This window comes from Pseudoalteromonas sp. T1lg24 (assembly GCF_002964745.1).
GTDB classification, from domain to species: domain Bacteria; phylum Pseudomonadota; class Gammaproteobacteria; order Enterobacterales; family Alteromonadaceae; genus Pseudoalteromonas; species Pseudoalteromonas spongiae.
The window spans coordinates 868320-893071 of sequence record NZ_PQCB01000033.1 but is presented as its reverse complement, the minus strand read 5'-3'; the positions used below and the strand labels follow the sequence as shown (position 1 = coordinate 893071).

General features: G+C 38.7%; 24 protein-coding genes and 1 pseudogene. 15 read left to right on the top strand and 10 right to left on the bottom strand.

Annotation, left to right across the window (positions count from 1 at the left end):
• Window positions 1-2: 2 nt before the first annotated feature.
• Window positions 3-1952: a response regulator gene (locus C2M30_RS16230; RefSeq protein WP_234004759.1), complete on the top strand. Its 1950-nt coding sequence runs from the start codon at window positions 3-5 to the stop codon at window positions 1950-1952.
• A gap of 80 nt (window positions 1953-2032) precedes the next feature.
• Here the strand turns inward: C2M30_RS16230 and C2M30_RS16225 are convergent, their stop codons facing one another.
• From C2M30_RS16225 to C2M30_RS16215, 3 genes are all read right to left on the bottom strand, one after another.
• Window positions 2033-2470 carry a GNAT family N-acetyltransferase gene (locus C2M30_RS16225; protein WP_105172431.1) on the bottom strand — a complete coding sequence of 146 codons (438 nt, stop codon included), beginning with the start codon at window positions 2468-2470 and terminating at the stop codon, window positions 2033-2035.
• Window positions 2471-2682: 212 nt separating this feature from the next.
• On the bottom strand, window positions 2683-3102 hold the full coding sequence (locus C2M30_RS16220; RefSeq protein WP_105172430.1) for a hypothetical protein: 420 nt from the start codon (window positions 3100-3102) through the stop codon (window positions 2683-2685).
• 161 nt (window positions 3103-3263) lie between these two features.
• Window positions 3264-3833 carry a BON domain-containing protein gene (locus C2M30_RS16215; RefSeq protein ID WP_054977894.1) on the bottom strand — a complete coding sequence of 190 codons (570 nt, stop codon included), beginning with the start codon at window positions 3831-3833 and terminating at the stop codon, window positions 3264-3266.
• Window positions 3834-4106: 273 nt separating this feature from the next.
• Between C2M30_RS16215 and C2M30_RS16210 the strand changes: the two genes are divergently transcribed.
• The 4 genes from C2M30_RS16210 to C2M30_RS16195 all read left to right on the top strand — a co-directional run bounded on the left by C2M30_RS16210 (window position 4107) and on the right by C2M30_RS16195 (window position 6033).
• Complete coding sequence (locus tag C2M30_RS16210; RefSeq protein ID WP_234004758.1) at window positions 4107-5000, top strand: mechanosensitive ion channel family protein; 894 nt, start codon at window positions 4107-4109, stop codon at window positions 4998-5000.
• Between the two features lie 139 nt (window positions 5001-5139).
• A complete protein-coding gene (locus C2M30_RS16205; protein ID WP_010558577.1) occupies window positions 5140-5586 on the top strand; it encodes a ferritin-like domain-containing protein in 447 nt (148 codons plus the stop codon).
• 34 nt (window positions 5587-5620) lie between these two features.
• Window positions 5621-5791, top strand: coding sequence for a DUF1328 domain-containing protein (locus C2M30_RS16200; RefSeq protein ID WP_082428442.1), 171 nt, complete (start codon window positions 5621-5623; stop codon window positions 5789-5791).
• Window positions 5792-5841: 50 nt separating this feature from the next.
• A complete protein-coding gene (locus C2M30_RS16195; protein ID WP_105172429.1) occupies window positions 5842-6033 on the top strand; it encodes a hypothetical protein in 192 nt (63 codons plus the stop codon).
• Window positions 6034-6190: 157 nt separating this feature from the next.
• Here C2M30_RS16195 and C2M30_RS16190 read toward each other — a convergent pair whose 3' ends face one another.
• Window positions 6191-7114 (bottom strand): LysR family transcriptional regulator, encoded by a 924-nt coding sequence (locus C2M30_RS16190; RefSeq protein ID WP_105172428.1) that lies wholly within the window; start codon window positions 7112-7114, stop codon window positions 6191-6193.
• 97 nt (window positions 7115-7211) lie between these two features.
• On the opposite strand from C2M30_RS16190, the gene C2M30_RS16185 reads away from it, so the two are divergent.
• Entirely contained in the window at window positions 7212-7628 is a 417-nt protein-coding gene (locus C2M30_RS16185; RefSeq protein WP_105172427.1) for a VOC family protein, read from the top strand.
• A gap of 13 nt (window positions 7629-7641) precedes the next feature.
• Window positions 7642-8741 (top strand): annotated as a pseudogene (locus tag C2M30_RS16180) (alkene reductase).
• A 216-nt stretch (window positions 8742-8957) separates the two neighbouring features.
• On the opposite strand, the gene C2M30_RS16175 reads toward C2M30_RS16180, so the two are convergent.
• On the bottom strand, window positions 8958-9950 hold the full coding sequence (locus C2M30_RS16175; protein ID WP_105172988.1) for a fatty acid desaturase family protein: 993 nt from the start codon (window positions 9948-9950) through the stop codon (window positions 8958-8960).
• 65 nt (window positions 9951-10015) lie between these two features.
• Window positions 10016-11068: a flavin reductase family protein gene (locus tag C2M30_RS16170; RefSeq protein WP_234004757.1), complete on the bottom strand. Its 1053-nt coding sequence runs from the start codon at window positions 11066-11068 to the stop codon at window positions 10016-10018.
• A gap of 893 nt (window positions 11069-11961) precedes the next feature.
• Here C2M30_RS16170 and C2M30_RS16165 point away from each other — a divergent pair.
• The 5 genes from C2M30_RS16165 (at window position 11962) to C2M30_RS16145 (ending at window position 17348) form a co-directional block, all read left to right on the top strand.
• Window positions 11962-12852, top strand: a complete 891-nt coding sequence (locus C2M30_RS16165; RefSeq protein ID WP_105172426.1) for a bacteriophage abortive infection AbiH family protein — start codon at window positions 11962-11964, stop codon at window positions 12850-12852.
• Between the two features lie 474 nt (window positions 12853-13326).
• Entirely contained in the window at window positions 13327-14013 is a 687-nt protein-coding gene (locus C2M30_RS16160; RefSeq protein ID WP_105172425.1) for a hypothetical protein, read from the top strand.
• A 70-nt stretch (window positions 14014-14083) separates the two neighbouring features.
• Window positions 14084-14851 carry a DUF1883 domain-containing protein gene (locus tag C2M30_RS16155; RefSeq protein WP_105172424.1) on the top strand — a complete coding sequence of 256 codons (768 nt, stop codon included), beginning with the start codon at window positions 14084-14086 and terminating at the stop codon, window positions 14849-14851.
• Between the two features lie 287 nt (window positions 14852-15138).
• The gene (locus tag C2M30_RS16150; RefSeq protein WP_199775899.1) at window positions 15139-16887 is read left to right on the top strand and encodes a hypothetical protein; all 1749 of its coding nucleotides are present in this window, start codon (window positions 15139-15141) and stop codon (window positions 16885-16887) included.
• Window positions 16888-17033: 146 nt separating this feature from the next.
• Entirely contained in the window at window positions 17034-17348 is a 315-nt protein-coding gene (locus C2M30_RS16145) for a 3'-5' exonuclease (protein WP_325050774.1), read from the top strand.
• 98 nt (window positions 17349-17446) lie between these two features.
• On the opposite strand, the gene C2M30_RS16140 is transcribed toward C2M30_RS16145, so the two are convergent.
• From C2M30_RS16140 to C2M30_RS22080, 4 genes are all read right to left on the bottom strand, one after another.
• Complete coding sequence (locus C2M30_RS16140; protein ID WP_105172422.1) at window positions 17447-17725, bottom strand: hypothetical protein; 279 nt, start codon at window positions 17723-17725, stop codon at window positions 17447-17449.
• Between the two features lie 72 nt (window positions 17726-17797).
• Window positions 17798-18580: an endonuclease gene (locus C2M30_RS16135; protein WP_105172985.1), complete on the bottom strand. Its 783-nt coding sequence runs from the start codon at window positions 18578-18580 to the stop codon at window positions 17798-17800.
• A gap of 113 nt (window positions 18581-18693) precedes the next feature.
• Window positions 18694-19950, bottom strand: coding sequence for a Y-family DNA polymerase (locus C2M30_RS16130; RefSeq protein ID WP_105172421.1), 1257 nt, complete (start codon window positions 19948-19950; stop codon window positions 18694-18696).
• A complete protein-coding gene (locus tag C2M30_RS22080) occupies window positions 19938-20720 on the bottom strand; it encodes a LexA family protein (protein WP_325050773.1) in 783 nt (260 codons plus the stop codon). Before C2M30_RS22080 ends, C2M30_RS16130 begins: the two co-directional genes overlap by 13 nt.
• 181 nt (window positions 20721-20901) lie before the next feature.
• Between C2M30_RS22080 and C2M30_RS16115 the strand changes: the two genes are divergently transcribed.
• The 3 genes from C2M30_RS16115 to C2M30_RS16105 all read left to right on the top strand — a co-directional run bounded on the left by C2M30_RS16115 (window position 20902) and on the right by C2M30_RS16105 (window position 24624).
• Window positions 20902-21270: a hypothetical protein gene (locus C2M30_RS16115; protein ID WP_105172420.1), complete on the top strand. Its 369-nt coding sequence runs from the start codon at window positions 20902-20904 to the stop codon at window positions 21268-21270.
• A 227-nt stretch (window positions 21271-21497) separates the two neighbouring features.
• On the top strand, window positions 21498-23114 hold the full coding sequence (locus tag C2M30_RS16110; protein WP_105172419.1) for a hypothetical protein: 1617 nt from the start codon (window positions 21498-21500) through the stop codon (window positions 23112-23114).
• 1 nt (window position 23115) lies between these two features.
• A complete protein-coding gene (locus C2M30_RS16105; protein WP_105172418.1) occupies window positions 23116-24624 on the top strand; it encodes a hypothetical protein in 1509 nt (502 codons plus the stop codon).
• The last annotated feature ends 128 nt before the right edge of the window (window positions 24625-24752 follow it).

Genomic DNA, 24752 nt, shown 5'->3' with positions numbered 1-24752 from the left:
ATATGACAAGTATTGAGCGTGTAAGTGTTTTATTGGTAGAAGACGATGAGGATGATTATTTGCTAACGGTAGATTACCTTGAGCAAATTCCTAACTACCAATTTGATGTAACTTGGTTAAGTGACTACCAAAGTGTACTCGACCAACTTAAACAACAGCCAGTGGATTTGTGCTTTTTAGACTATCACTTAGGCGCTCATACGGGGTTATCTATTTTAGAGGCCGCCAAATCACTTAAACTTAGTACTACGTTTATTATGCTGACTGGTCAATCTGACGATCGGCTTGATAAAGAAGCCCTTGCCCACGGCGCAGATGACTTTTTATTAAAATCTGAAATAAGCAGCCCACGCTTTAATCGGGCGATTTTATATGCACTATCACGACGCGACTTGGAAAACGAGCGCCTAGAGCGCTACAAAGCCGAGGCGGATAGCCGCGCAAAAGACCGTTTTATGGCGCATTTAAGCCATGAGTTACGTACACCACTTACCTCAATTATTGGTTACACTGAACTGCTGCGCGACAACCGTCAACTTAGCAATATTAAGCCCGAATTGGATATTATTCATAACAACAGTCAGCATTTACTTAACTTGCTAAACGACGTACTCGATTTATCAAAAATTAATGCCAGCAGTTTAAACATTGAAAAATCACCAACTGAGCTAGGCCCGTTAATTGCCGATCTGCAAAGTTTGTTTTCAATGGAAACAAAGAAAAAAGGCATTGCGCTTAGCATAGTAGCAAAAGGCGACCTGCCAACAGTAATTATGACCGATGCCAAAAGGCTAAAGCAGATCTTAATTAACCTTGTTTACAACGCCATAAAGTTTACCCCCGAAGGCAAAGTTGAAGTGATGTTTAAGCTGGTGCAGCAAAATCACCACTATTGCTTAAATGTGGCAGTACAAGATACCGGCGTTGGCATTGCTAAAGAAAAACAAAAGCAAATATTTAAGCCGTTTGAGCAATTACAAGACACCATAACCCGCACATCAGAAGGCGCAGGTTTGGGGCTGGCAATTAGTGCCGCTTTAGTTGAATTGTTTGGCGGAAAAATTACGCTCGAATCCGAAGTAGGTGTTGGTAGCACCTTTTGTTTTGATATTGACTTAGGCACCGACATTGGTGAATGCCAGCCTCTTAGCTTAGCAGCAAGCAAAAGTGATGAAAGCCAGCTTTGCCCATTATCACTTAAAGGTGATGTATTAATTGTTGAAGACTTGCCAGAAATCCAAACCCTATTAAAAAACCTAATTAGTAACACTGGCGCAAAAGTAGCCTGTGCAAATAACGGGCTCGATGCCGTTAACTTAGTGTGCTTAGGCGAGCAGGCGTTTGATCTTATTTTTATGGATTTGCATATGCCCGAAATGGGCGGCAGAGAAGCCATTGTTACGCTCAGAAAGCAAGGTATTAACACACCAATTATTGCCCTCACCGCAGCTGCACAAAAAGACAATATCGATACCCTGCTTGCCCTTGGTTTTGATGGCATTATTACCAAGCCAATAAATACCGAATTGCTTTACCAGTCGCTTGAAGCGCATTTACAAGCAAAACCATGCACCAGCGAAAAACCCGCATCTTCCGCTAATGAAAACGCAACTAAACAGCGTATTTTAGTGGTAGAAGATGATAAGAACACCCGCGATTTAATGTGTTTGCTGTTTGATTCACTTGGCTGTGAAAGTCACAGTGTAAGCGGTTTTAGCGAATGTTGTGCCTTATTAGACAACGACACCGCGTTTGATACGATTTGCCTCGATTTAAACCTGGCTGATGGCTCAGGTTTAACCCTTGCAAGTGAAATAAAGGCAAGAGAGTGTGATGCCAACCTGGTTATTGTTAGCGGTAGCGAACCACCCGCGGAAGCGCTTGCCAAACACCAAATTGAACATGTGATCTTAAAGCCTGTGTCGTTAGCAGACTTAAAACAAGTGATTTAACACGCCAGCTTTAGGTGATGCGCTAACTAAAATGGGGCAAGTTTTCACTAAAAACCGCCCCTTTTTAGTATTATTGCAAACTATAGCGATACTATCGCGAGCATGTCTTCGTTGTCTTCATCCATACCCACTTCTTGAAAGCCAAAACTTGAGTAAAAGTCTTTCGCGACAGGATTTTTAGGGTTATAGCATATTTCAATCTCACACAACCCCGGTGTTAACTTAATCGCGTCAAGTGCTTGATTTAATGCGATTCTGCCAATGCCTTTATTTTGATATTTGTGATCTATCATAAACCGCCAAATAGACACTTTTTCTGATGATTCTTGCACCCACATAAAAAAGCCAACAGCTTGGTTATCACAATAAATTGCTTTGCAGGTATAGCCAGAGTTGTAATGCGATTCAACCAGCGACCACATATTACACGCCACGTAATCTTGCTGATCTTCTGTTACATCTAAATCACACACTAACTCATAATTTGAACTGGTTATTTCTTTAAGTACTACGTCCATATATTCTCTAACTGATATACCTAGAGAAAAATAGACTCTAGGTAAATTTCAAAATAACCTAAACGCGAGTTCAGGTTAAATAAAACAAGAAGTTAGTAGACCACACGGATTAATAAAGAGTTCAATACAGCTGCTTGGCGACACATGTTAACTGCTTTAACCATTAATGATGGGTGCCAGTAACTTAGATGTTGGTTACTGGCATTTGATAGTTACACGAATAAAAGCGCAAATTGATTTACAAGAAAGATGCTGGCATAAAAAATAAATGCGATTGCGCCAGCCCAAAAAATTAACGTAAATACTTTGAGAGGTTTGAACGAATTTCTTTCAGGGTGCGGGCGTAAAACAAATAACAAAGTAAAAATTGTGATAGAAATTAAGGCCGTTAAAGGCAAACTCACCACCCATTGCAAAACAGTATATGCTGGCTCACCTTTCTTCGCATTACTGTTATTCGCTGCATACAATAAAATGCAGGGAATAAAAGAAAATAATACAGCCCAACCAATGCCTTTCTTAAACCTTCTAGTCCAATCATCTTTCAAATTTTTGTCATTTCTAACGGCATCAGCCGCGGCTAAAACAACAACAGATACGGCCCCTAAGCTTGAGAACAATCCTTCGTCCATTATTCTATTCCTTGTCTAAATATTAATTATCTTTTTTGTAGCATAAAACAACACTCAAGCTATTGCTATATATAATATTTCCCAATTGATATACGTGTAATTAATACGCATAAAAAAAGCACCTTTCGGTGCTTTTTTGTAGTGCAGTAATTGGGACAGGATTAAGACTGTTTTACAACGCGAAGGTTATCTTCTACGTTTTCAACGTCGTCTGCATTTTTAGCAATGGTAATTGCTAATTGCTTTTCAGCTTCTGATTCAACTTCACCTGTTAAGGTAACGTTTTGGCCTTCAACATCAACGTCAATGCTCGTACCGCTAATATCTGTATCGAACAATAAGCGTGTTTTGATTACCGTTGCAATTTTTGCGTCTACAAAGTCAGATTCAATTTGACTGTCGTCTTTTTCTGACTTGTTTTTGCTATCTGGTAGCACTGTTAAGCGGTTTTCAACCTCTTTAACGCCGTCGATACCAATCACTAACTCTTGTGCCAGCTTTTTATCAACATCGTGATTTACTTTACCCGTTAGCGTTACCACACCTTTATCCACATCGGTGTTAATATCAAACGAATTTAGCTGTGTATTGAAAAGTAAAGTTGCTTCAGCTTTACCATCAATCCAAGCGTCGCTTGCTTCTTTTTCCCACTGGTTGTCTTTCGCATTTACTGAAAGAGCAGTTGTAGATAAAACAGTAACTAGTGCAAGTGTATTAAATGTACGATTCATAATAAATTTCCTTTTTGCTGAGTTCGATTTACTTAATGCATTTCACATACCAGAATTTTTAACTTTAAATATCAACAACTTATGGAAAAGCAGGAATTTACCAATGTAGCATTTACACAACCAGTGTGAAAAATATCCCTGTACGTTTTACACAAATACACTGCCTCATTATTACAAACGCCTCACAACACCTTAGCCTTACTCAATTTAGCTGCGCTGGCATATAAACTGCGTAACCCCAGGTAACGTCATTACATTTTTAAAGGAGCAGTTATGTCGATTACATTGGAGAAGTTTTGGTCTCTTATAAATGAAAAGCTCACTCACTGGCTTGAAATAACCATAAAGAATTTGCCCAACATGGTAATTGCGCTTGTTATCTTCATTATATTTTTAGCTTTATCTAAATGGATATCGGGTTGGATAAAAAAATTACTTAACCGTATTTTTGAGTCATCACAAATAGCCGGCCTTATTACAGGCATTTGTCGCATGGTGATTATTGTTATTGGTTTCTTTTTCGCACTCGACATTATGGGGCTGTCAAAAGCGGTGGCATCATTACTTGCGGGTGCAGGCATTATTGGCCTTGCCATTGGCTTTGCTTTTCAAGATATGACCGAAAACCTAATTGCAGGTATTGTAATGGGTATTCGAAAACCCTTTCGCGTTGGCGATATTATAGAAGCCGGCGATACCTTTGGCACGGTAGAGCGCATTAATCTTCGCAATACCTTAATAGAGAACTTTTATGGTCAAATGGCCATAGTGCCCAACAAAATCCTGTTTAAAAACGAGCTATTAAATTACTCGCGCCTACGTAAACGTCGTATAGAAGTATCTGTGGGGATTTCTTACGCAGACGATGTAGATAAAGCACGAGACGTGCTAACCGATGCTATTAATGATCTTGATGGCGTAATTAAACAATCTGAAACTGCAGTGTATGCCAGCGAGTTTGCTGACAGCTCAGTAAACCTGCTTGTATGGTTTTGGATAGACTACCCAGGCGAGATTGGCTTTATGGAAATGCGCCACAAAGCGGTTGCCACTATTCATAAAACACTTGAGCAAAACGACATTCTTATTCCGTTCCCAATCCGTACTTTGGACTTTAACGCAAAGGGTGGCCACTCTTTGCAAGATATACAGAGTCAAGATAAGTAAAAACTTCATAGTGCCTGTAAATGTGTCGCAGGCACTTTTTCACAAAAACACCCAAGCCACTGATTTATATTGATTTTATTTTTGGCACACGCCATGCATTAATAGTTTGAACCGTTAAGAAAATTGAAAAGGAGCATTTATGTCAAACTCGAATTACAACTTAACCCCGGTAAAAGAGCTTGTGAAAGTTTTAAATGGCGGTATCGAATTTTATAAAGAAGCCAAAACAAAAGTCTCTAGCCAAAGTCTTGAAATCATCTTCGACCGCATGATTTCTGAGAAAGAGCGTGCCGCGGCTGAATTGCAACCATTAGTAGTGCTTGATGAAGGTGAAGTTGAAACGGACAGCGACTTAGTTGTATCAATGCGCGAAACATACACTAAGGTGTTGTCGGTAGTAAGTACTGATAAAGAACATACTTACATTGCCCAGCTTGAAGAAGTTGAAGACCGCGTACTTGATAAAATTGAAGCAGCGCTTGAAGAGCCATTGCCAGCGCCTTACTTCAGTACGTTAAAACTGATTCAAAACAGCATGCAAGCGTGTCATGACGAGATGAAAGCATTGCAAGAAGTAACCGCTTAATAGTTAACCTAACCCCAATAATTAAGGAGGATGTATGCTTGGTTGGTCACTTACATTTATTGTTTTAGCAATTGTTGCCGCACTTTTAGGATTTGGTGGCATTGCAGGCGCCGCAGCGAGTATCGCGAAGATTTTGTTCTTTGTATTTGTCGCTCTATTAGTTCTGTCGCTAATTTTACCCAAAATAAGGGCGCCCAAGGCCTAAGCGGGCCGTAAAACCGCTATTACTCAATTAATTTTATAAGGAAAAATATCATGAAAACATTAATGACAATGACAAAAGTAATTGCACTTGGTGCCGTATTTACACTAACGGGTTGTTCTGAAGGCCCAGCAGAAGATGCAGGCGAGCGTATTGATGAAGCCATCACCGACGCGCAAAACAAAGCCGAAGACCTGTGTGAAAAAGCGAAAGAAGAGATCGGCAGCGAAGAACAAAACTGCTAATAGCTTTGCAACCACAGAGTTTATTAATCTGATTTAAACCCCAACGAGTAGGCCTAAGCGACTATCATTATCCCCAGATAGTCGCTTTTTTTATTTTAAAATTTAAACCACACCACCTCGTCAAGTCATAACATCTAAAAAATAACTCTCTGATATTTCATACTTTAATAGATTTATGATTCAACCACTGTTCAAAATAAGTTAAAAATACTTTTACCTGCTTTGGTAAGTATTGTCTGCTTGCGTAAATGGCTTGTACGCCCACTACTTCAGTATCGCTGTGGCTAAACCCTCGTACGTATTCATCTAATAGCAATACAAGCTTGTTATTGGAGAGATCTTCTCTTATGTCGATCAACGATTTAAATGCTATGCCATGACCTTGAACTGCCCAATGCCTAATTACTTCACCATCAGAGCACGATAAATGCGGCGCTACCTTTATTAGCTGCCGTTTGTTATTAATTTCAAAATACCACTCGTTTAGTGGCTGTCCTGAGCGCTCTAAAATCAAACATCGATGCTTTAATAACTCTTTCGGGTGTTGCGGTAATCCATAATTTTTTATGTAATCGGGCGAGGCGCATAGTACTCGTCGATTTTTAGCTAACGGCCTACTAATTAGGTTACTGTCTGGTAAATTACCAAATCTAAAAGCGATATCTACCCCTTCATCGATGATGTTAATTAAGCTGTCAGTTAACATTAAATGAGGTGAGACATCTGGGTGAATACTGCTAAATTCTGCAAGGGCGGGGGCGACATATTGTCGGCCGAAATCAGATGTTGCCGATATTCGTAAATGTCCTCGCAAGGTGTTTTGCGATTCTTGAAGCATGTTTTCCGTATTTTCTACCTCTTCAATTACACGTAAACAGCCAGCATAAAAACGCTCACCAACATCAGTTAACGAGATACTTCGTGTATTTCGCGTCAATAATCTCGTGCCGTACCGCATTTCAAGTTGGTTAATGCGTGCTGTCATGCTTGCGGGTGAAAGCCCTAATTTTCGTCCAGCTGCCGCCAATCCCCCCGCTTTTACAACGTGAACAAACAACGCCATATCATCAATTTTAGCCATGATTCTTCAGTTATTCTGAATAGTGATTTAACTCTACGAGCAATTATCAATTTAGTCAAAATAGTTAAACTGAATACATCGCTTTAAGGAGGTTGATATGCAATTGAATCACGCACTATTGCTAGCATCGGATTTAGATGAAATGTCTCAGTTTTTAATACGAGCACTTGGTTTGAAAAAAGGACGACGTCCGCCATTTGGTTTTGCAGGTGTTTGGTTGTATGACGAACTCAATGTGCCTTGTATCCACATTGCAAAAAGAGATGACATTAACCCTGAGCAATCTTTTTATTTAGGGCATGACGAAAAGCACAGTTTAATACCGAGCTTGCCAACGGTAGACCATTTAGCGTTCACCTCAAATGACTACCACAGAATAAAAGAACGTTTAACAAGGTTAAACATGCCATTTGTTGAACGAGAAATCCCTGAAGCAAACGAACATCAAGTATTTATTAAAGGTCCTGATGGCCTAAAAATCGAAATTCTATTTTCGAGCAATGACATTCACTAATAAGGTTAAGAATATGAAAAACGCATTATTTAACACCGGTAAACTTGGCAACCTTAATACCAATAATAAAGTGGTGATGGCACCTATGACGCGTTCTCGTACCGCGCAACCTGGTGACATTCCTACAGACTTAATGGCAACTTACTATGCACAACGGGCAAGTGCAGGCTTTATCGTATCGGAGGCCACCCAAATTTCTGCACAAGGCAAAGGATATTCTTTTACGCCCGGTATTTTTACACAAGCCCAGATCGACGGTTGGAAAAAAGTAACCCATGCAGTACATAACAACGGAGGCATTATTTTTTCTCAGCTGTGGCATGTAGGCCGCATGTCACATTCGGTGTTTCATCCAGATGGATTACCCGTAGCTCCAAGCGCCTTAGCACCTGATGCACAAGTATGGATAGTCGGTGATGATGGCGTTGGCCGTATGCTTGACTGCCCTACTCCACGCGCATTATCCACGCAAGAAATTAAAGACATTGTTGCCGACTACCGCCAAGCGGCAGCAAACGCTATAGAAGCAGGATTTAACGGTGTAGAAGTGCATGCAGGAAACGGTTATTTAATTGACCAGTTTTTACGCGCTACCTCTAATAAACGTGATGACGAATATGGTGGCAGCTTAGAAAATCGTATTCGCTTTGCATTAGAGATCATTAAAGCAATTAGCAACGAAATAGGTGCTGAGCGCACAGCGATAAGGTTAGCGCCATTTATAACCCAAAGAGGCATGAACGACCCAAAAGCAATCGATGCTATTTTATTGTTAGCAAAGTATTTTGATGAATTGGGCATTGCTTATATTCACCTTGCCGAGGCTGATTGGGATGATGCCCCGACTGTTACAGACACGTTTCGCCAGCAACTTCGTAAAAATTTTTCTGGTGCAATTGTTGTCGCCGGTAATTACACGCCCGAAAAAGCAAACGAACTTATAAACGATCTTTAGTTGATTACGTTGCGTTTGGTCGGAAATTTCTAGCAAACCCCGATTTGCCTTATCGCTTAGAGAACAACCTACCGTTAAACGAAATTTCAGATCCAAGCACTTTGTTTGGTGGTGATGAACGTGGGTACACCGATTACCCTATTTACGGCGAGCAATAAGCATTCAACTATAATCGGACTGAAGGTTGAACTTAACCTTCAGTTTTGTATAAGCAAGTTTGAACGTCGCTATTTATTATCACAAGCTGTAGTGAATAGTAAGACGTGTTAAAAAGGAAACCTAAGCTTATGTAACTAGATTAGAAAATAATGCACCCATGCTATTGTTGGCAGACAATAACCGGGCACATTATGTTAAGGAACTGATTTAACCAGTTATGGCAACGAATAACGCAAAATGCGTTTAACTACCGAGCCATATTGTTTGAAAAAACTACCTGTGTTGTATTGAATACCGTGTTCACGAAATACCTGTTGCACTTTAGGTGCAATTTCACGGTAACGTTTTGCAGGCATATCTGGAAATAAATGGTGCTCTATTTGAAAGCTTAAGTGCCCAGTTAGAACATGGAACCACTTACTACCTTTAATATTTGATGAACCCAATGCTTGACGGTAATACCACTGCCCTTTTGTCTCGTTTTCGCATTCTTTTTCACTGAATGTTTTTACATCGCCAGTAAAATGACCACAAAATATAATAGTTGATGTCCATAAGTTACGTAGCAAATTGGCAATTAGATTACCCACTAATACCCATAAAAAGAATGGCCCTGCTAACAGTGGGAAAATTAGATAGTCTTTAATTAATTGGCGCGCGCCTTTACTAAAAAACCGTGTTTTTAGTTCGCTGTGTGGCACTTTATAATCGCGGTTCTCTTTTTTCTTACCAAAAAACACACGCTCAGCGGCAAGCTCGTGATACGACACGCCCCACTGAAATAACACACTTAAATTTAGGTAAGTGATAAATTGCCAAAGGTTTTTTACTCGCCAGCGAAAATCGTTTGATAAGCGTAATAAACCATAACCAAAGTCCCGATCTTTACCGATAATATTGGTATAAGTGTGATGCTCAAAGTTATGTACGCGGTTCCAGCTTTTACCGTCGCAGGCGATATCCCACTCGTACGCTTTAGAGTTAATATGCTTGTCGTTCATCCAGTCGTACTGGCCGTGCATAACATTGTGGCCGATTTCCATATTGTCGAGTATTTTAGCCGTTGCAAGCGCAAGCACACCGATAAGCCAAAGCCACGGCGTAACAAAGCCAAGCACCAATAAAATACGGCCCGACCATTCTAAAATGCGCTGCGTTACAATCACACCGCGAATATAGTTTGCGTCTTGCTCACCTACTTTTGCCATCGTTGTTGATTGAATTTCGTTTAGCTGCTCGGCTAATAAATCATAATTTGGTTCTGCTACTGTGTTCACGCTTTAAACTCCACATCCGACACCACTTGCGATACACATAATTGAATTAACTCTTCACCGTAATCTGATAATTTACCGGTGCGGATATCTCGCACTACGCCTTTTTTCTTTACGCATTGGCATTGATGGCAAATGCCCATGCCACAGCCGTAAGGCACGTTAATTTTATTTGCTTGAAACTGCGCTAAAAGCGGCTGTTGATTGTCGGCTTTAAATTTAATGCCACCATGATCCACCTGAAAATGCGCTTTTTCGTCACCGTGTGTGTGCAAATCTACTAGCGAGAAATGCTCACTTTCAATTGATTGCTGATGCGTATCTGCATAGTTTTTGATGGTTTTATAAAAATCTTGCGGCCCACATACCAGCCACTGTGAACCAAGTAATTCTGGCAATTTTGCAGCAACATCCCCGCTAGTACTTCGGCTAAGTAACGTAAATGTGAAATTTGCTAAGCGGTTGCGCAAACTGGCAAGCTCGGCCACCAGCAAATGCTCATTTGGTTTTGCATAATACACCAAATGAATTGGCGGGATTTCGTCATGTAATGCTTGATGCAACATCGAAATAAACGGCGTAATACCAGAACCTGCAGCAAAAAAAGTCACAGCGTTAGACTGTGGCAATAAAAATGTGCCTTTAGGTTTTGAAATATTAACCCATGAATTCACAGATAAACGGGATAAAAACGGCGTAAATGCACCAACATCATGCTGCTTTATCACTAAACGGATCACGCCTTCATGCATTGCCTGATTTGGGCTAGAGGCAATGGTAAATACGCGCGTTACTAAGCGGCCGTTAATTTCTATTGTTAGCTCAATATGTTGCCCAGCTTTATGGGTAGGCCAACGAGACTCAACTTTGAGCTCTATCGAAACTGTTTTGTTAGCAATGTATGTTACCGACTGCACATTTGCACGGTAATAACCATCGCGCCAACTTGGCTTAAATATTTGAATTACAGGCTCAAAATAACCTGCCATCGAACTATGATGGAAAAACTGTTTACTAAACCAATTTGTTAAGGGATTGAATATTAAACTCATTTAAACTTACATGTGTACGCCCAGTCAGCGTACAAGTGTAAGCTGAACAGTTTAGCGATTCAACCCCCGCATCAGTTTAAATAGAGTTATTACTTTAATGAGAGAGTGAAGTTTTCACTTACCAACACTCTCTTTACAGCACCTAGAAATAAATTTTAATAATTAAAAACAGCAACTTACATTTTCATTTAACTGAATATTAGAAATTTAAATCACTTTTTTAAAACGTATAAATTTTTTAATAAAACAACCAAGCAGTATAAAAAAGAACCAAATGTATACTCCCATCGTATTGCAAATAACTATCTGATTGTTGGAGAGACAACATGCACTATCTCATCACCACTTCAAATTATGACGATTTCATGGCGATAAAAAACACGCTTGATCCGGTTTGTATAAACTCAGCTAACTCCAGAATCTGAACTTAGATTAATTTCATTAAAACAGCTGGTTAGGCTAATTAAACCGAAAAAATGGCAGTTTTTTTTCTAAATTAGCGTAATTTTTAACGATTATTTTTTCAGTTTTTTTGAGGATTGGATTTTGTAAGAATAACGGTTTTGAGCGTTCAAAAGATGGTCATCTATCGCTATTAACCAAGTTATCAAAAACAGACGTTCAACTAATACGTTTTCCCACAAAACGTTTTATGAAAATGCCGCAAAAGAGCGAATTAGAGACAATCAGCAGATTTTAAGGTATATAATTAAATTCTACTACGCAGACACTTAATAAACTATTTCCTGTCCCTTTTTATGTTAAAACGCTTGGATTCCTCACTTATTAGCACCTTATTTTTGCTAAAGTGATAAATTTAGCGCACACGCAAAAAAACTATTGATTATCTGTACTGCCGTAAGATACATTTTTTGATAAAAAAGAGATATTTTGTGAGATCCAATCATTTATTCATTATCGGCAATGGCTTTGACTTGTGGCATAAAATGCCTACAAGTTACAAAGATTTTTACAAGCAATACAGAGTATATCTAGATCAAATCGAGCACTACTTCCCAAGTCGTTTGGAAGAAGAAGAGCTTTGGAGTGACTTTGAAAATGTGCTAGGTCAATTTGATGAATCTATTTTGGTAAGTGAAAACGATTTTATGGATTTCTCTGGGGATGATTTTCCAACGAAGGAGATGTATGGACTTGAAGACGCAGTAGATAATTTTAGCATCGAAATTGTCCAAGAAATAACACATAACTTTACTGGATGGATCAAGAGCATAAACCTAGAGAATTCGGTTCAGAAAATAACGTTCCCAGATACAGCTCAATTCATTAGCTTCAACTATACCTCTACATTACAACAGCTTTACAAAATTCCAGAAAAGAACGTTTATCATATTCACGGTAGCGTAGGGCAAGCGAGTCCATTGATTTTTGGTCACACAGAAGCCGTGACTCATGCAAGGGCTGAAGAAGATAGTTATTATACGGAAGCAATAAATAATGGTCGGAAGGTATTGGAAGCTCTTCAAAAACCCGTCGATGATATTATAAGAAACAGGCTGAACTCTTTGCTAAAAAATAGTGAGGATGTATCAGTGATTACCGTAATTGGCCATTCACTCAATAAAATAGACATTCCTTATTTTTCACGTATTGTGCATCAGTATCCAGATGCTCGCTGGCAGTGTTACTCATACAGCCAAGGCGAGGCAATTGCACACAGATCTATACTGGAACAAATTGGCGTTCCAGCAAATAACTTAAGTATAGGGACCTATGAGCAGCTTGTTAAACAATATCCACTGAAAGAGGCTGTTGTTATTTAGAAAGTTTGCTTTGTCACAAATAAGCTGGACGCTTGTTTGTCATACTTTGAGCATTGTTAAAAGTTAGAGTGTTTGTATGTCCTCACTTAGAAATGTTCAGAAATCAGTTATGGTAATGTCCGTTGTCATTATGACCTTAAGTTTAAATCGAACGACTCAAAATGGCACAAAGCGTAAGTAACCCTCTGAATTTAATCATGTATCCGGCAGTAATGAGCGAATTTGAGACATACAAAAATGCGATGGTTAGAAATGCTTTTCTCAATAACGGACTTTTAAACTGATTTGCTCGCATAGTGAGGAAAACAACCCTATGGGTGTATCATGTCACAACTAAGCTCTTTTGCTCTAACAAATCTTCAATATATCGCAATCACTTATATTGTGTGCTAGAACTGGTACAAGTATATAAACGAGCTGTGTCTCGGTATAAAAACGCCCTTTTGGTTAGATATTAGATTGTTAGGCATAAACATGACTTGTGTACACGAAAAAATCGAAGCCGCACTTGATAGATGGCAAGAAAGCCACTGGTATCTTCATCAAATCGAAGGTCACTATCATGATTCCGATGCTCTTAGGTATTCCATGAATGCGTTTATTCGTTCTTTACGGGAAATACCCGACATGATTACAATGGCGCTACAAAATCATGAGCATTTTCCTAATTGGCATAGACCAATTAGAAGGGAATTGGAGTTAAACGACCCTCTGTTTTCAAAAATAATCCAGCATCGTCGCCATATCGTTCACAAGTCAATGTTAAAGCCAGAAAGTAAGGCTTTCGTCGCATCTATCAGGGGTTATACGATCAAGATGCAATTTGGCTTCTATATAGATCCATTTGAAGATAGTGACATGGCGATCAACAGATTTATTGAAAATTCGAAGAAAGATCCAATTTTAATGCAGACTTTGGCGCCAGATGACATACAAGCTTTAGCTCTAATTAGAGAGTGGCATATTGAAGGCTTTGATGAAGAGATAATTGAGTCATTCCGCAATGCTTGGATAAGAGTAACCAACTATTTATCGGATGTCTTAGGGTTTCTCGGTGAGGAGCGTTTTCCTGAGGGGTTGCCTCCATGTTTCAGAGATTCAAGGGACTATAGATATAAGAAGTATCACGGCCTCCATAAAGAGGTGGAAGCCTATGCCTAACATGCGGGTGTTATGCCTCGATCCATCTACCAGCAAAGTTTTTCATTTCTATAATTGAATAAGGATATTAATGAATTTTTTACAGTTTGACTTAGGAAACATTAAAAGAGGTGATATCGTCGAAGTTACGCTTACTCGTGGCGCTAACGTTAGGTTGATGACAAGTTCAGAGTTTAATAATTATAAAAATGGAAGAAGACATCGCTATATCGGTGGGCTAGCCAAACGTTCACCAATTAGGTTACAGGCAACTAGCTCTGGCCGATGGTATGTTGCTGTTGATATGCAAGGTCTACAAGGCTCTACCAAAGCTTCCGTAAGAATTCTTCCTGGCATGTTACCTGAAATACAAGAGCGCCCATTATCAGAAGTGCCTAGTTTAGTTAGAGATAACATCCCTCCTCCGACAGAGTCTGGTTGTGAAACTCATGATGTATTCATTTCACATGCATCAGAAGATAAAGGTGACCTAGTTCGACCGTTAGCAAATGCATTGATTGCCTTAGGTTTAAATGTGTGGTTCGATGAAATGACACTTAGAATTGGTGACAGTTTGAGACAAAAAATAGATAAAGGGCTAGCTAATAGCCGTGTTGGTTTAGTGGTTTTGTCACCATCCTTTATAAAAAAAGGATGGACTAACTACGAACTTGATGGAATTGTCACAAGAACCGTATCTGGAGAACAAGTTCTCCTACCTATATGGCACAATATTACCAAACAAGAAGTGGTTGATTTCAGCCCTTCTTTAGCTGATAAAGTTGCGCGTAGTACTGCAACTCATACGATTGATGAAATTGCTCAGGAAATAAGTGAATTACTTGAGTGTAAGGCATAACAAGGCAACTATGACTGGGACGTTACTGTACGTCCGTTTTTATGCTCTTAAATATCGAAGGCTAAACACTCGAATGGCTGTAGTTGGCACAAAACCTTCGTTAGGATCTAACTCATTTTTGTACATAGGCGGGTTTTAAATATTACTAGCCTCTGCCCTATAACGTGTTAGCAATAGATAAGAAATCCTTACTTGTTGACTGATCTATGCCCCCATGTTTGCTTGGCGGTCAACTAGATACAGTATGCCTCTCTCTGCTATTGACCTAAATTTTCTAATGTATGAATATGTCTTTGGTTGAGTATTGGTTCAAAGGTTTTGTAATGCTACAAATATGTTCAGGGAAAATGTTTCAAAGGGGAATAGAGTATAGAAATAATCTACGGGGTGTACTTTATACAAATTTACGGCTTAACCGAGATAAAAAACTGGAAACTGATGCTGGCTCCCTGTTGTCCACGTCAAACTTAGGACAATCAAATACTATTGTTTACGAACTAGAAGAGCTAATTGAAGGCAACGGTCATATTGCTGGAGTGCTCGTCTCACATGGGATTGGCCCATATATACTGGACTTTTCTGCCATCATTTCATTTGTTTTGAACTGTACAGCCTCACCTAGCTATACTCTTACTGATAGGCTGCTTGGCGAGCAACATGGTATTTCTACACATTCAACACCAAAGCAAATCGTCAAGCGGGTGTTTGACAAAGATGTTTTCTTTAATGAGAAAGACGAAGAACACTTACTCGCATTTATAAAACAACTAATAGGTTTAAAAAGGAATACCTACCTCGGAGTAATGAGTTCCATTCGAACCTATGTTACGGGAATGCAGCGTATAGCTGATGATTTCGAATTAGCCTATACGTTATTGGTTGCTTCTATAGAATCCCTTGCACAAAACTTCGACGGTCATAAAGCGTCGTGGTTGGATTATGATCAGAGAAAAAGAAGGCTTATTGATTCAGCTTTAGTTGATGCAGATGAAACCACCTCTGAGAAAGTGAGGGCAGCGCTTCTAGATATTGAGCATACATCTCTGAGCCGTCGATTTAGGGATTTTTCTCTAGAAAACATTAGACCTTCTTACTATCGAGAAGAAACAGTTGGTGTTATTAACCCTATATCGAGAAATGACTTAGCTAAAGCCTTATCAAATGCTTACCAAGCTCGGTCGCAATATATTCATAATTTACGAAAACTTCCAGACCAATTAATCACAACGGATTCGTATACAGAGACATGCAGAATTAATAAAAAGACTTGGCTTACTATCCAAGGACTATCAAGGCTTGCAAGGCACGTAATAACAGAGTTTATTATGCAGCAACCCACGGTTGAAAGTGAAGTATATGATTATTCTCTTGAGAGGTCTGGAATAGTACAAATGCCGATGGCACCTCAATATTGGGTTGGAAGAGCTAACCTATATCAAGGCGCAGGTAGCATGAAACTAGAAGGATTTTTGTCTCAACTATCTCACCGAATGGCCATAGATCCTAAAGGTGTGGTTACAGATTTAACTGAGTTGTTAACGGTAGTTGAGGGGAAAATAAATGAGCTTAAAAAAGATGACAAATTGTCGTTCATAGCTCTTTATATTATTTATAATGGCTTAATTTCAGAATCCCAGCGAATGGAGAATTCTGATAATTTCATTTCCGCCCATGAGGAGCTATTATCAGACCCAAGTGCTGAAGCGTTAATCGTGAACCTTATTTTAAATGTTGTTCCAGCTTGGGAAATGACAACTCACTATGAATGTTTAGAAAAGTATTTCAGAGAGAGGGATAACAAACTAAAATTCCGCTGTCCCAAGTTATTTGAAGCGGGAATCATACTTCAATTGGCAGAGCGCTATCGCTCATCTGGGGATTACTCTACCTCAATTGATTTGGTTGAAATGGCAGTAGAGAACTACCCAGAACACACCTCTCTTAGACAGTTTGAGATTGATTTTAAGCTAGATAACCACCCAATAGAATGGACTAAAGTTTTACTACCTAAAAAAGAAGAGCCGGTAAATCAATAGTTATTGCTTCAGTGGGGAGTTTGGCCTCCTATGTTTTGCGTTGTGATGTACTATTGCTAAGCTAACAAAATCTAGAGATTGATCTTTATGAGACAACTGAAGCTTATAAAGCTAAACAAAGCATACTAAATGCTACTACGGAGCGAATGACTAAGTATGGGATGGATTACAAGGCGTCAGACTTGAGAAGATTCTTTTCATCTTCGAATGGAGTAAAAATTACTACATGCCATTCAACGAAAGGCGACGAATATGATGTTGTTATCTGTACAGGCCTTCTTAACGGTAAAGTCCCGCATTGGAATGATATTTTCGATTGCAGTAGGTCACATCAGAACTATGTTGCGAGCAGATTACTTTATGTGATTTCGTCTAGAGCGAGAAAGCACTTGTATCTTATTTCTGAAAGTGGGCACAAAACGACTAATGGAGCACCTTACTCACCTACTAATCAACTTTAAGCCAAGGCGTTACCAACGGCCGAGCTTGACACATATCCGACTGGTCAAATTTGACCAAAGCCTTACATCATAACTTACAGATTTAGTTTAGGCTCATTCTAATCAACCCTAATACACTTTCCTTTAATACAGAATCGAAATGGCGTTCGCTTAACTACTCTTTTCAATTGATTTTGGGACCAATTTAACTTCTCACAAGTTGTTTTAATTGACTCCATGTTTTCGGGCATACTTTTAAGGTAGTTGAAAAGCTTTGCATATTCTTGATTGGCTTTTAGGTGATGAGCTTGAATGTTTGATTTTTGGACTTTGTTGAAAGTCCAAAGCGTCATACCTGATATTGTCGCTGTTACTAATTCTGCGATTTTGAATTCCATGCTGCTCTCCAACGTCCTGTTGATACTTAAAGTATTGACAAGATTGCACGAATTTCAAATATTATCTTGTTATCAGCGTTTCCCGCAGGCTGCTTCTACAAAGCTATTACCGAGGCCTTGAGACTTCTTAATACGCTCATTGCGCTCACACTCCCATGCATCAACTGGATCTAAATCAGACCATTCCATCATCATTTTTATAGTCTCTTCTGGTAACAAAACCTTATGCTCTTTAATCATATGTAGATAAACGCGCCCAATATTACCTTTCACATTATCTGCAGGCTCTGCTGTATCAGCTTCAAAATCAACTTCAAAATCGCACTGTCCATATGCTCGTTTCTCACCCTCGATATTCGCAAAACGAAAGTTGGAACGGTCTCCGTTTAATTCTCCCACAGCAGGTACAAGATTGTTCATATCATCATGAGCACGTTTAAATTCAGGCACTAGATAATAAGCACACTCTCTAGTCTTGTAATTCTTGTCTTTACATATTTGGTAGTTTTTATAGTTTTTCCACTGGTCTAGATGACCACCAATCATATTTGCAGTCATGATATGCTCCCACTCTATGCGAGACACACGCTTATTTTCTTTTCCTTTTTTGGTGATGGGGTTTCGTGGTTCATATCCACATGCTTTCGGGTCTATTTTGGTTTCAGTGATGTTGCCATCATTGTCTACATCCTTTACATCATCGAATACAAAATCACATTGGCAGTAAAATGTTGTCGAGCGGTCAAAGTAAACTTCCTTTTCTGCTTTTGTCTTAGCATTTGAAAAACTAGTTGGATAACCAGCATAAACATTACTACATACTAAAAGTAGCAATGCTGTCAGCAGTTTTTTCATGTCTAAATCCCTTTTTTTGTGTAGGACTAATTTAAAATTCATTATACAAACGCAACAAGTTGAGTCTATCAGCTATCGTTAAGGTTTTTACACTCCTGCTGTTTACAATGTGATTAGCAATGAATAACTGGAATATCAGACCAACGTGTCGTGTAACGTGGCGACAAAAAGTCTCGTCGCATTTTCCAAAATGAAGTTTGCTTTTCACTTGCGATTTTGAGCGTATGACTCCCAAAGCGGTTGTTTATTTCGTCTAAGCACTTCATTAGCTCTGGTTTATCTTGAGATTGATTAAACAAATCTCCTTGATGATGCATTCCGTCTTCAAGTTCTATGGCACCAATGCCACATTTATAAAAACGGACACCAGGTTCATATATCGACACTATGACGTTTTTTACAGCGTTAGCGAAAACAGTAGCATCACTTGATGCGACCGGAAACTCATGGATAAATGCACGTTTATAGTAATTGTTTTCATGTGGTGAGCTATGCGCAAAAACCACTAACCGCTTTGCTAAAGAACCTTGTTTTCTTAGCTTGCGGGATACAATAGAGCAATGTGCTGCTAACGCTGATTTGAGTGAATGTATGTCAGTAATGCGCTCTCCAAATGAACGTGTTGAATACACTTCTTTTTTCTTTTGCTTTACTTCATCCCAAGATAAACATGTGGTGCCATTTAACTCATTTATGGTCCTTTCCAATACAACGCTAAATTGTTTACGCATTCTCCTTGCTGGTTGATTAGCTAAGTCGAGTGCGGTGTGAATGCCCATTATTTTCAGCTTTTTACTGATACGTCTACCTATCCCCCAGACATCGCCAACATCCATCATGCCAAGAATATGTTTGCGTGATGCTTCATTATCAATCACTGCAACCCCATCGAAACCTAGTAGTTTTTTTGCGGCATGATTTGCTGCTTTTGACAATGTTGCTGTTGGACCAAAACCAACACCAACGGGTATCTTAGTTTTACGCCACACACTTCGCCTAATTTCATGGCCATATGCATGCCAATCCTTAACAATGCTATTAAAGCCTTCAAAGTGTAAAAAAGACTCATCAATAGAGTAGATGTATTGATTATCACTATATCGATTTATCTCAGTCATCATGCGCGTGCTCAAATCTGCATAGAGTTCATAATTAGACGAACGCACGACTACATTGTGTTTTTCGAGGAACTCCTTTAATTTGAAGTAAGGTTCAAACTTAGGGATTTTTAACTTTCTCGCAATCGGGCAAACTGCGCAAATACAGCCGTCGTTGTTGGTCAGCACAACGACAGGTTTATTCCTTATCGTAGGGTCAAATACCTTCTCTGCGCTTGCGTAGAAAGCTACAGCATCCACTAACGCAAACATGAAAACACCTCTTTGCGTTTACGGTGTAAACGTACTGAGCGGCTAACAATGCCCTCTAACTGAAATGTGTCTAATTCTTTAATAGCAACGGGGGGGTGATACTGAGACGCTGAAAGGAGTAGTCCACGTTCTTTATCGAGAATTTTACAGGTAAAACTCCCATTATAATTCGCAACAATAATATCACCGTGACGCACTTCTAGAGCTCTATCAACAATTAATAAATCACCACTAAAGATTCCAACCCCAACCATTGACTCCCCCGATGCAATACCAATAAAAGTTGCGGTTGGGTGTTCAATAAGTAGCTCATCTAAAGACAGACCTAATTCTTGATACTCTGTCCCTAGCGACTCAATGCCTGCACATGAAAACCCCTTAATCCGTTTACGATGTTGACGTATTGACTCTACAACGACACCTTCCAGCTGAAGTGTATCCAATTCATTAATAACTATAGGCGGGTAAGATTGAGATGCTGAAAGGAGTAACCCTCGTTCTTTATCGAGGATTTTACAAATAAAGCTATCATTGTAATTGGCAATAACTACATCGCCATCTAATACCTCCACAGCGCTATCGACAATTAGTAGATCATCATTAAAAATTCCAACTCCGACCATGGAATCCCCTGCGGTATTACCGATAAGCGTTGCCGCTGGATGCGCAACTAGAAACTCATCTAGAGACAGACCTAGTTCTTGATACTCTGCTGCGGGTGATTCAAAACCAGTGATACCGGCTTCGGCTTTAATAGGTATAACGTTCATTACTGCGATAAATTAAACTGTATATTTATACAGTTTAATTTATTTTTCTAGTTTTAATAGTACCTTCTGCTGATTGATATAAGGGGGTGTAAAGTTCCTTTACAGGTGACATTTCACACACTTTAACTAACCAATTAATTTAATTACTATAAAGTCCTATCCAACAAGGAGGTTATTTATTATGGGCAGACGATATCGTAGAAAGAAAAGTGAAAGCTTATTCACCGTTATTAGTGATGTCATTCAAATCTCATCTAAATTACCTTGGTGGGGGGCCCTCTTAGTTGGGTCATTTACTTATGTTCTGTTCGCCACACTCTTACACGGATTCATAGAACACCAAATAGCATCTCAAGCTGGGTCTCAATTTCATGAAATTATGGAAGCAAGGTTTGAGAGGTTGAAAAACATCTTCACTTGGATTGGTCAAACTTCATTCATAGCAAGCGCGTTAGTTGCTATCTATAAATATTTCCAAACAATACCAAATAGAGATGAACAAAGCTTTATTCAGATTATATCAAGACTTTTAAACAGAATTTTTGATTAAAAACCATGCAACAACATGAAATAACTTGTAATAGATCATATCTCAAACTCTAGTTTAATCTAATATTAAATTAAGAAAGGAAGTCACTGTGTCAGAACTATTTTCAAGTGAAATCGAAAAATTAAAGAAGAGCATATAAAAGATTAGATATTTAAATAGATCTAAAATCATAGAAATTGGAACTTCCCAACAACAGGTCTTTTCAATTAAAAATAAGGAAAAACTACATGAGCAGTATTAATAGCTTCATCAGAGAAAATGTTGAGTCTATAGGTGATTACGTTCACCTAGCTCCTGATATACCAGAAAAAAAACTGAACAACGCTACTGTAGCAATGAAATGCGAATCTCTAGTTAATTCGATTATCGCGATTCAAGATGGCACCAGATTCGGTAAAGGTGATGAAGGCTTTATTTTTACTGGGGAAAGAATGATCCATCATAAACATGGTGAGTTTATGTATTCAGATATTCAAAAAGTTACTTTCCAAGAAGAAACTGATAATAGTTTTGGTATTGAATCAACTAAAAAATCTTTAGTGATACAAACTTCTTCTAGTACCCATACATTAAAATCAATGCATGGGATCAATGAAAAAAAACTAGCCCAGTTCCTAAATCAAATTGTTACCAACTTTTCAGATTTTAAGGAAGAACTACAAATCCTTGTTTTGACAGAAATGTCCGATGAATTCAAAAAAGCCTATCTGAAAATTATTGTTAACATGACTTATGAAGATGATAAGAATATTGACGCCACCGAACTGTCCGAAATATTGCTTTTAAGAACTCGACTCCAACTTTCTGATGAAGCGAGAAATGAAATCTTAGATTATGTGAGTGACATTTCTGAAGACACAAAACTCACTTCGGACTCCTTAATAAATGAATTAAGAGAACTTAGCGACGGTAGCCAACATGAATCAATCATGATTTCACTAGTTAAAGACATCATAAATACGCATTACTCTGCAACGAACAATCTCGCAAAAGATTTTGATTTTATAATTAAAAACAAGGAATTGTTTGAGCTATCTGATGAAAAAATTGATTTTGCTTTTAAAGCCGTTAAAGATGGACAAGCGATTTTAGATGAAAAAGTTGATGATGACAAAATTAGAGAGAATGCTTCCCAATTAGCCTCTGCAGCCGCTGCCATTGGAGCCCCTATTGCTGCAGTATATATTTCAGGTTCAGTCGTAGGTTTATCCGCAGCAGGCATTACCTCAGGCTTAGCAACTCTGGGGTTAGGAATGGGAATGACTGGAGGACTGGCAGTTATTGGTGCTGTAGGTTTCTTAACTTATATGGGCGTTAGAAGTGTTTCTGGCGTCAATGAGCTTGATAAATTTAAAGTCAAACAAGCTATGTTATTGGAAGCTCTAAAGCAAACACACTCTACTATACATGAAGTCATAGGGGATATTAACCACTTGGTTAATACCCTAAACGAAATCATGGCTTCTTCAGAAGATAATAGAGAAAAGTTAATACTTGCCGAAAAACGAGTAGCAAGATTTGTAGCAGCTCTTAAAAAAACAAGTGTTAAAGCAGACGTATTTGAACACTCAGTAAACTTAACCAAATGTCCTAGTATATTAGACCATGGGCGATTCTTTGAACTTAGTAACGAACCTACGAAAAAAGAACTCTATCATTTCGTAATGGGCCGCTATGTTATGGATGACATTAATGAGAAAAAACCTACTTATAAACTAAATACTTCTGCATCAACAAAAGAGTTGGAGAAAGTAGCAGAGATACTGTCAAAACTAGGCTACTTTGATATGAAAAAGTCTATACATGCTAAAGCGTCTCAAGCTCTTTCTGGAGTTTTCAATTAGAATGTCTAAGCAACTAGAAAGCGCTATTTCACTTCAAGTTCAAAAAAAACAACTAAGTGAATCTAGACAAAAAATACTAGAGATTAAAAGTAGCAGTACTAGACTTAGAGAGTTTGAGCATGAAACAGAACAGCGAGCCGACTCTCTTCTTTCTGAAATTGAGCTACTCGAGTCACTTCTGTTAACAGATTTAAACCCCTCATTATCCAAGGAACTAACTGAGAATCTCGACAAAGAAGAGATGACTTCTCAAGCTCCCAAATTTACTAGAGTTGATGAATTGGAAATAGACTTCATCGATACAAGGTATAACTGGGAAGAATATATTTTCAGTTTAAATAAATATACAGAGAAGCATGCGCTTGACCTGAAAGACCCATTTCAAGGGCTTCTCAGCCCTACACAAGAATCTGAATTACGGCAACGAATCAAAAATGAGTTAAGCTTTCAACCTACGAAATGTGACAATATTGATTACATGATTGCAGTAACTAGCGGAATACTGTCCGGTTTAGTTGATGTACTATTTGTGGGTGCACCGAACGACTCGGTTCTAGGTGATAAAGTAGATTCATTTGCTGGGAAAGCCACTGAGAAATTCGCCAAATTGCTTGGCTGGAATGAAGAAAAAGCGTTGGAAAGAGGCTCAAACCCAACTGCTAGCGCTATTGGTTTCTTAGAGAGGAAGTTTAAAGTTAATTATGACCAAGCCACGACAGCATCTGTAGGTGGCTTAGTTAAGAACTTATCTTTAAAAAACCACCATTTAAAAAGTCTAGCTCATTCCCCAGATATTATCGGCCTATTTTTTTCAGTATTGAACCAGTTTACAAACACCTCATCATTCATAAGTGATGGTGAAATCATTACTGTAAAGTCTGAGAATTATGAATTAGAAGGACATACATTTCTCGCAAAGCTGTTCTCGGGCATTGTTAATTGGTTTGGCCATATAATGTCCGATTGGGCTGGCTCATCTGGAACTGTAGGACAGGGTAGAAGAGGAACAGGTGTTCCAATCCCTTTCTATAACTTGTTTTTAATGTTCAATGTAGGTGAGTTTGGCGAGAATAAACAAACCCTTGCCACTATCGCAACCAAAGTATTTGAGGAAGGATATGACTTCCGACATGGCATAACAATGGCAATTCCTGTTGCTCTCAATGAACTAATAATCCGTTTTTCATGGTCACTAAAGGCTTACCATTATCATAAACAAAAAGCTTTAGATTGCTTACCAATAAGGTCTCCAGAACTACAAAGGATGTTATTGGTAGGTCATGGTGCGCTATGCATGGTGGACGGTATCGATGCTTACATCCGAGGGGCTGGCAACCCTGTAGCATTACTATCAAGGCTTAATTTAATAGGTTGGGTTAGATTTTCTCATTTGACATTAAAAGAAATAAATAGCTTATTTAATCAAGGGAAAATTGACCATGAGAAATTTGATGCATACTTAGATAAAGAATTTAAGACTATCATGAACTCATTTTGTGGTTCATCATAAGGAACTCTTTTGGGTCCATTACTTTGAATCCTGAAGAATAAATTAGCTAGTAGGATTTCTACAATATTGAGCGTTCCCAGCAAGTCAAAGCGTGCTGTGACAGAACTGCATTTTAATGGTTACTTGAT

Coding starts and splice junctions, on each gene's coding strand:
- C2M30_RS16230 (WP_234004759.1), top strand. CDS start 3: ATGACAAGTATTGAGCGTGTAAGTGTTTTATTGGTAGAAGACGATGAG.
- C2M30_RS16225 (WP_105172431.1), bottom strand. CDS start 2,470: ATGGACGTAGTACTTAAAGAAATAACCAGTTCAAATTATGAGTTAGTG.
- C2M30_RS16220 (WP_105172430.1), bottom strand. CDS start 3,102: ATGGACGAAGGATTGTTCTCAAGCTTAGGGGCCGTATCTGTTGTTGTT.
- C2M30_RS16215 (WP_054977894.1), bottom strand. CDS start 3,833: ATGAATCGTACATTTAATACACTTGCACTAGTTACTGTTTTATCTACA.
- C2M30_RS16210 (WP_234004758.1), top strand. CDS start 4,107: ATGTCGATTACATTGGAGAAGTTTTGGTCTCTTATAAATGAAAAGCTC.
- C2M30_RS16205 (WP_010558577.1), top strand. CDS start 5,140: ATGTCAAACTCGAATTACAACTTAACCCCGGTAAAAGAGCTTGTGAAA.
- C2M30_RS16200 (WP_082428442.1), top strand. CDS start 5,621: ATGCTTGGTTGGTCACTTACATTTATTGTTTTAGCAATTGTTGCCGCA.
- C2M30_RS16195 (WP_105172429.1), top strand. CDS start 5,842: ATGAAAACATTAATGACAATGACAAAAGTAATTGCACTTGGTGCCGTA.
- C2M30_RS16190 (WP_105172428.1), bottom strand. CDS start 7,114: ATGGCTAAAATTGATGATATGGCGTTGTTTGTTCACGTTGTAAAAGCG.
- C2M30_RS16185 (WP_105172427.1), top strand. CDS start 7,212: ATGCAATTGAATCACGCACTATTGCTAGCATCGGATTTAGATGAAATG.
- C2M30_RS16175 (WP_105172988.1), bottom strand. CDS start 9,950: ATGGCAAAAGTAGGTGAGCAAGACGCAAACTATATTCGCGGTGTGATT.
- C2M30_RS16170 (WP_234004757.1), bottom strand. CDS start 11,068: ATGAGTTTAATATTCAATCCCTTAACAAATTGGTTTAGTAAACAGTTT.
- C2M30_RS16160 (WP_105172425.1), top strand. CDS start 13,327: ATGACTTGTGTACACGAAAAAATCGAAGCCGCACTTGATAGATGGCAA.
- C2M30_RS16155 (WP_105172424.1), top strand. CDS start 14,084: ATGAATTTTTTACAGTTTGACTTAGGAAACATTAAAAGAGGTGATATC.
- C2M30_RS16150 (WP_199775899.1), top strand. CDS start 15,139: ATGTCTTTGGTTGAGTATTGGTTCAAAGGTTTTGTAATGCTACAAATA.
- C2M30_RS16145 (WP_325050774.1), top strand. CDS start 17,034: ATGACTAAGTATGGGATGGATTACAAGGCGTCAGACTTGAGAAGATTC.
- C2M30_RS16140 (WP_105172422.1), bottom strand. CDS start 17,725: ATGGAATTCAAAATCGCAGAATTAGTAACAGCGACAATATCAGGTATG.
- C2M30_RS16135 (WP_105172985.1), bottom strand. CDS start 18,580: ATGAAAAAACTGCTGACAGCATTGCTACTTTTAGTATGTAGTAATGTT.
- C2M30_RS16130 (WP_105172421.1), bottom strand. CDS start 19,950: ATGTTTGCGTTAGTGGATGCTGTAGCTTTCTACGCAAGCGCAGAGAAG.
- C2M30_RS22080 (WP_325050773.1), bottom strand. CDS start 20,720: ATGAACGTTATACCTATTAAAGCCGAAGCCGGTATCACTGGTTTTGAA.
- C2M30_RS16115 (WP_105172420.1), top strand. CDS start 20,902: ATGGGCAGACGATATCGTAGAAAGAAAAGTGAAAGCTTATTCACCGTT.
- C2M30_RS16110 (WP_105172419.1), top strand. CDS start 21,498: ATGAGCAGTATTAATAGCTTCATCAGAGAAAATGTTGAGTCTATAGGT.
- C2M30_RS16105 (WP_105172418.1), top strand. CDS start 23,116: ATGTCTAAGCAACTAGAAAGCGCTATTTCACTTCAAGTTCAAAAAAAA.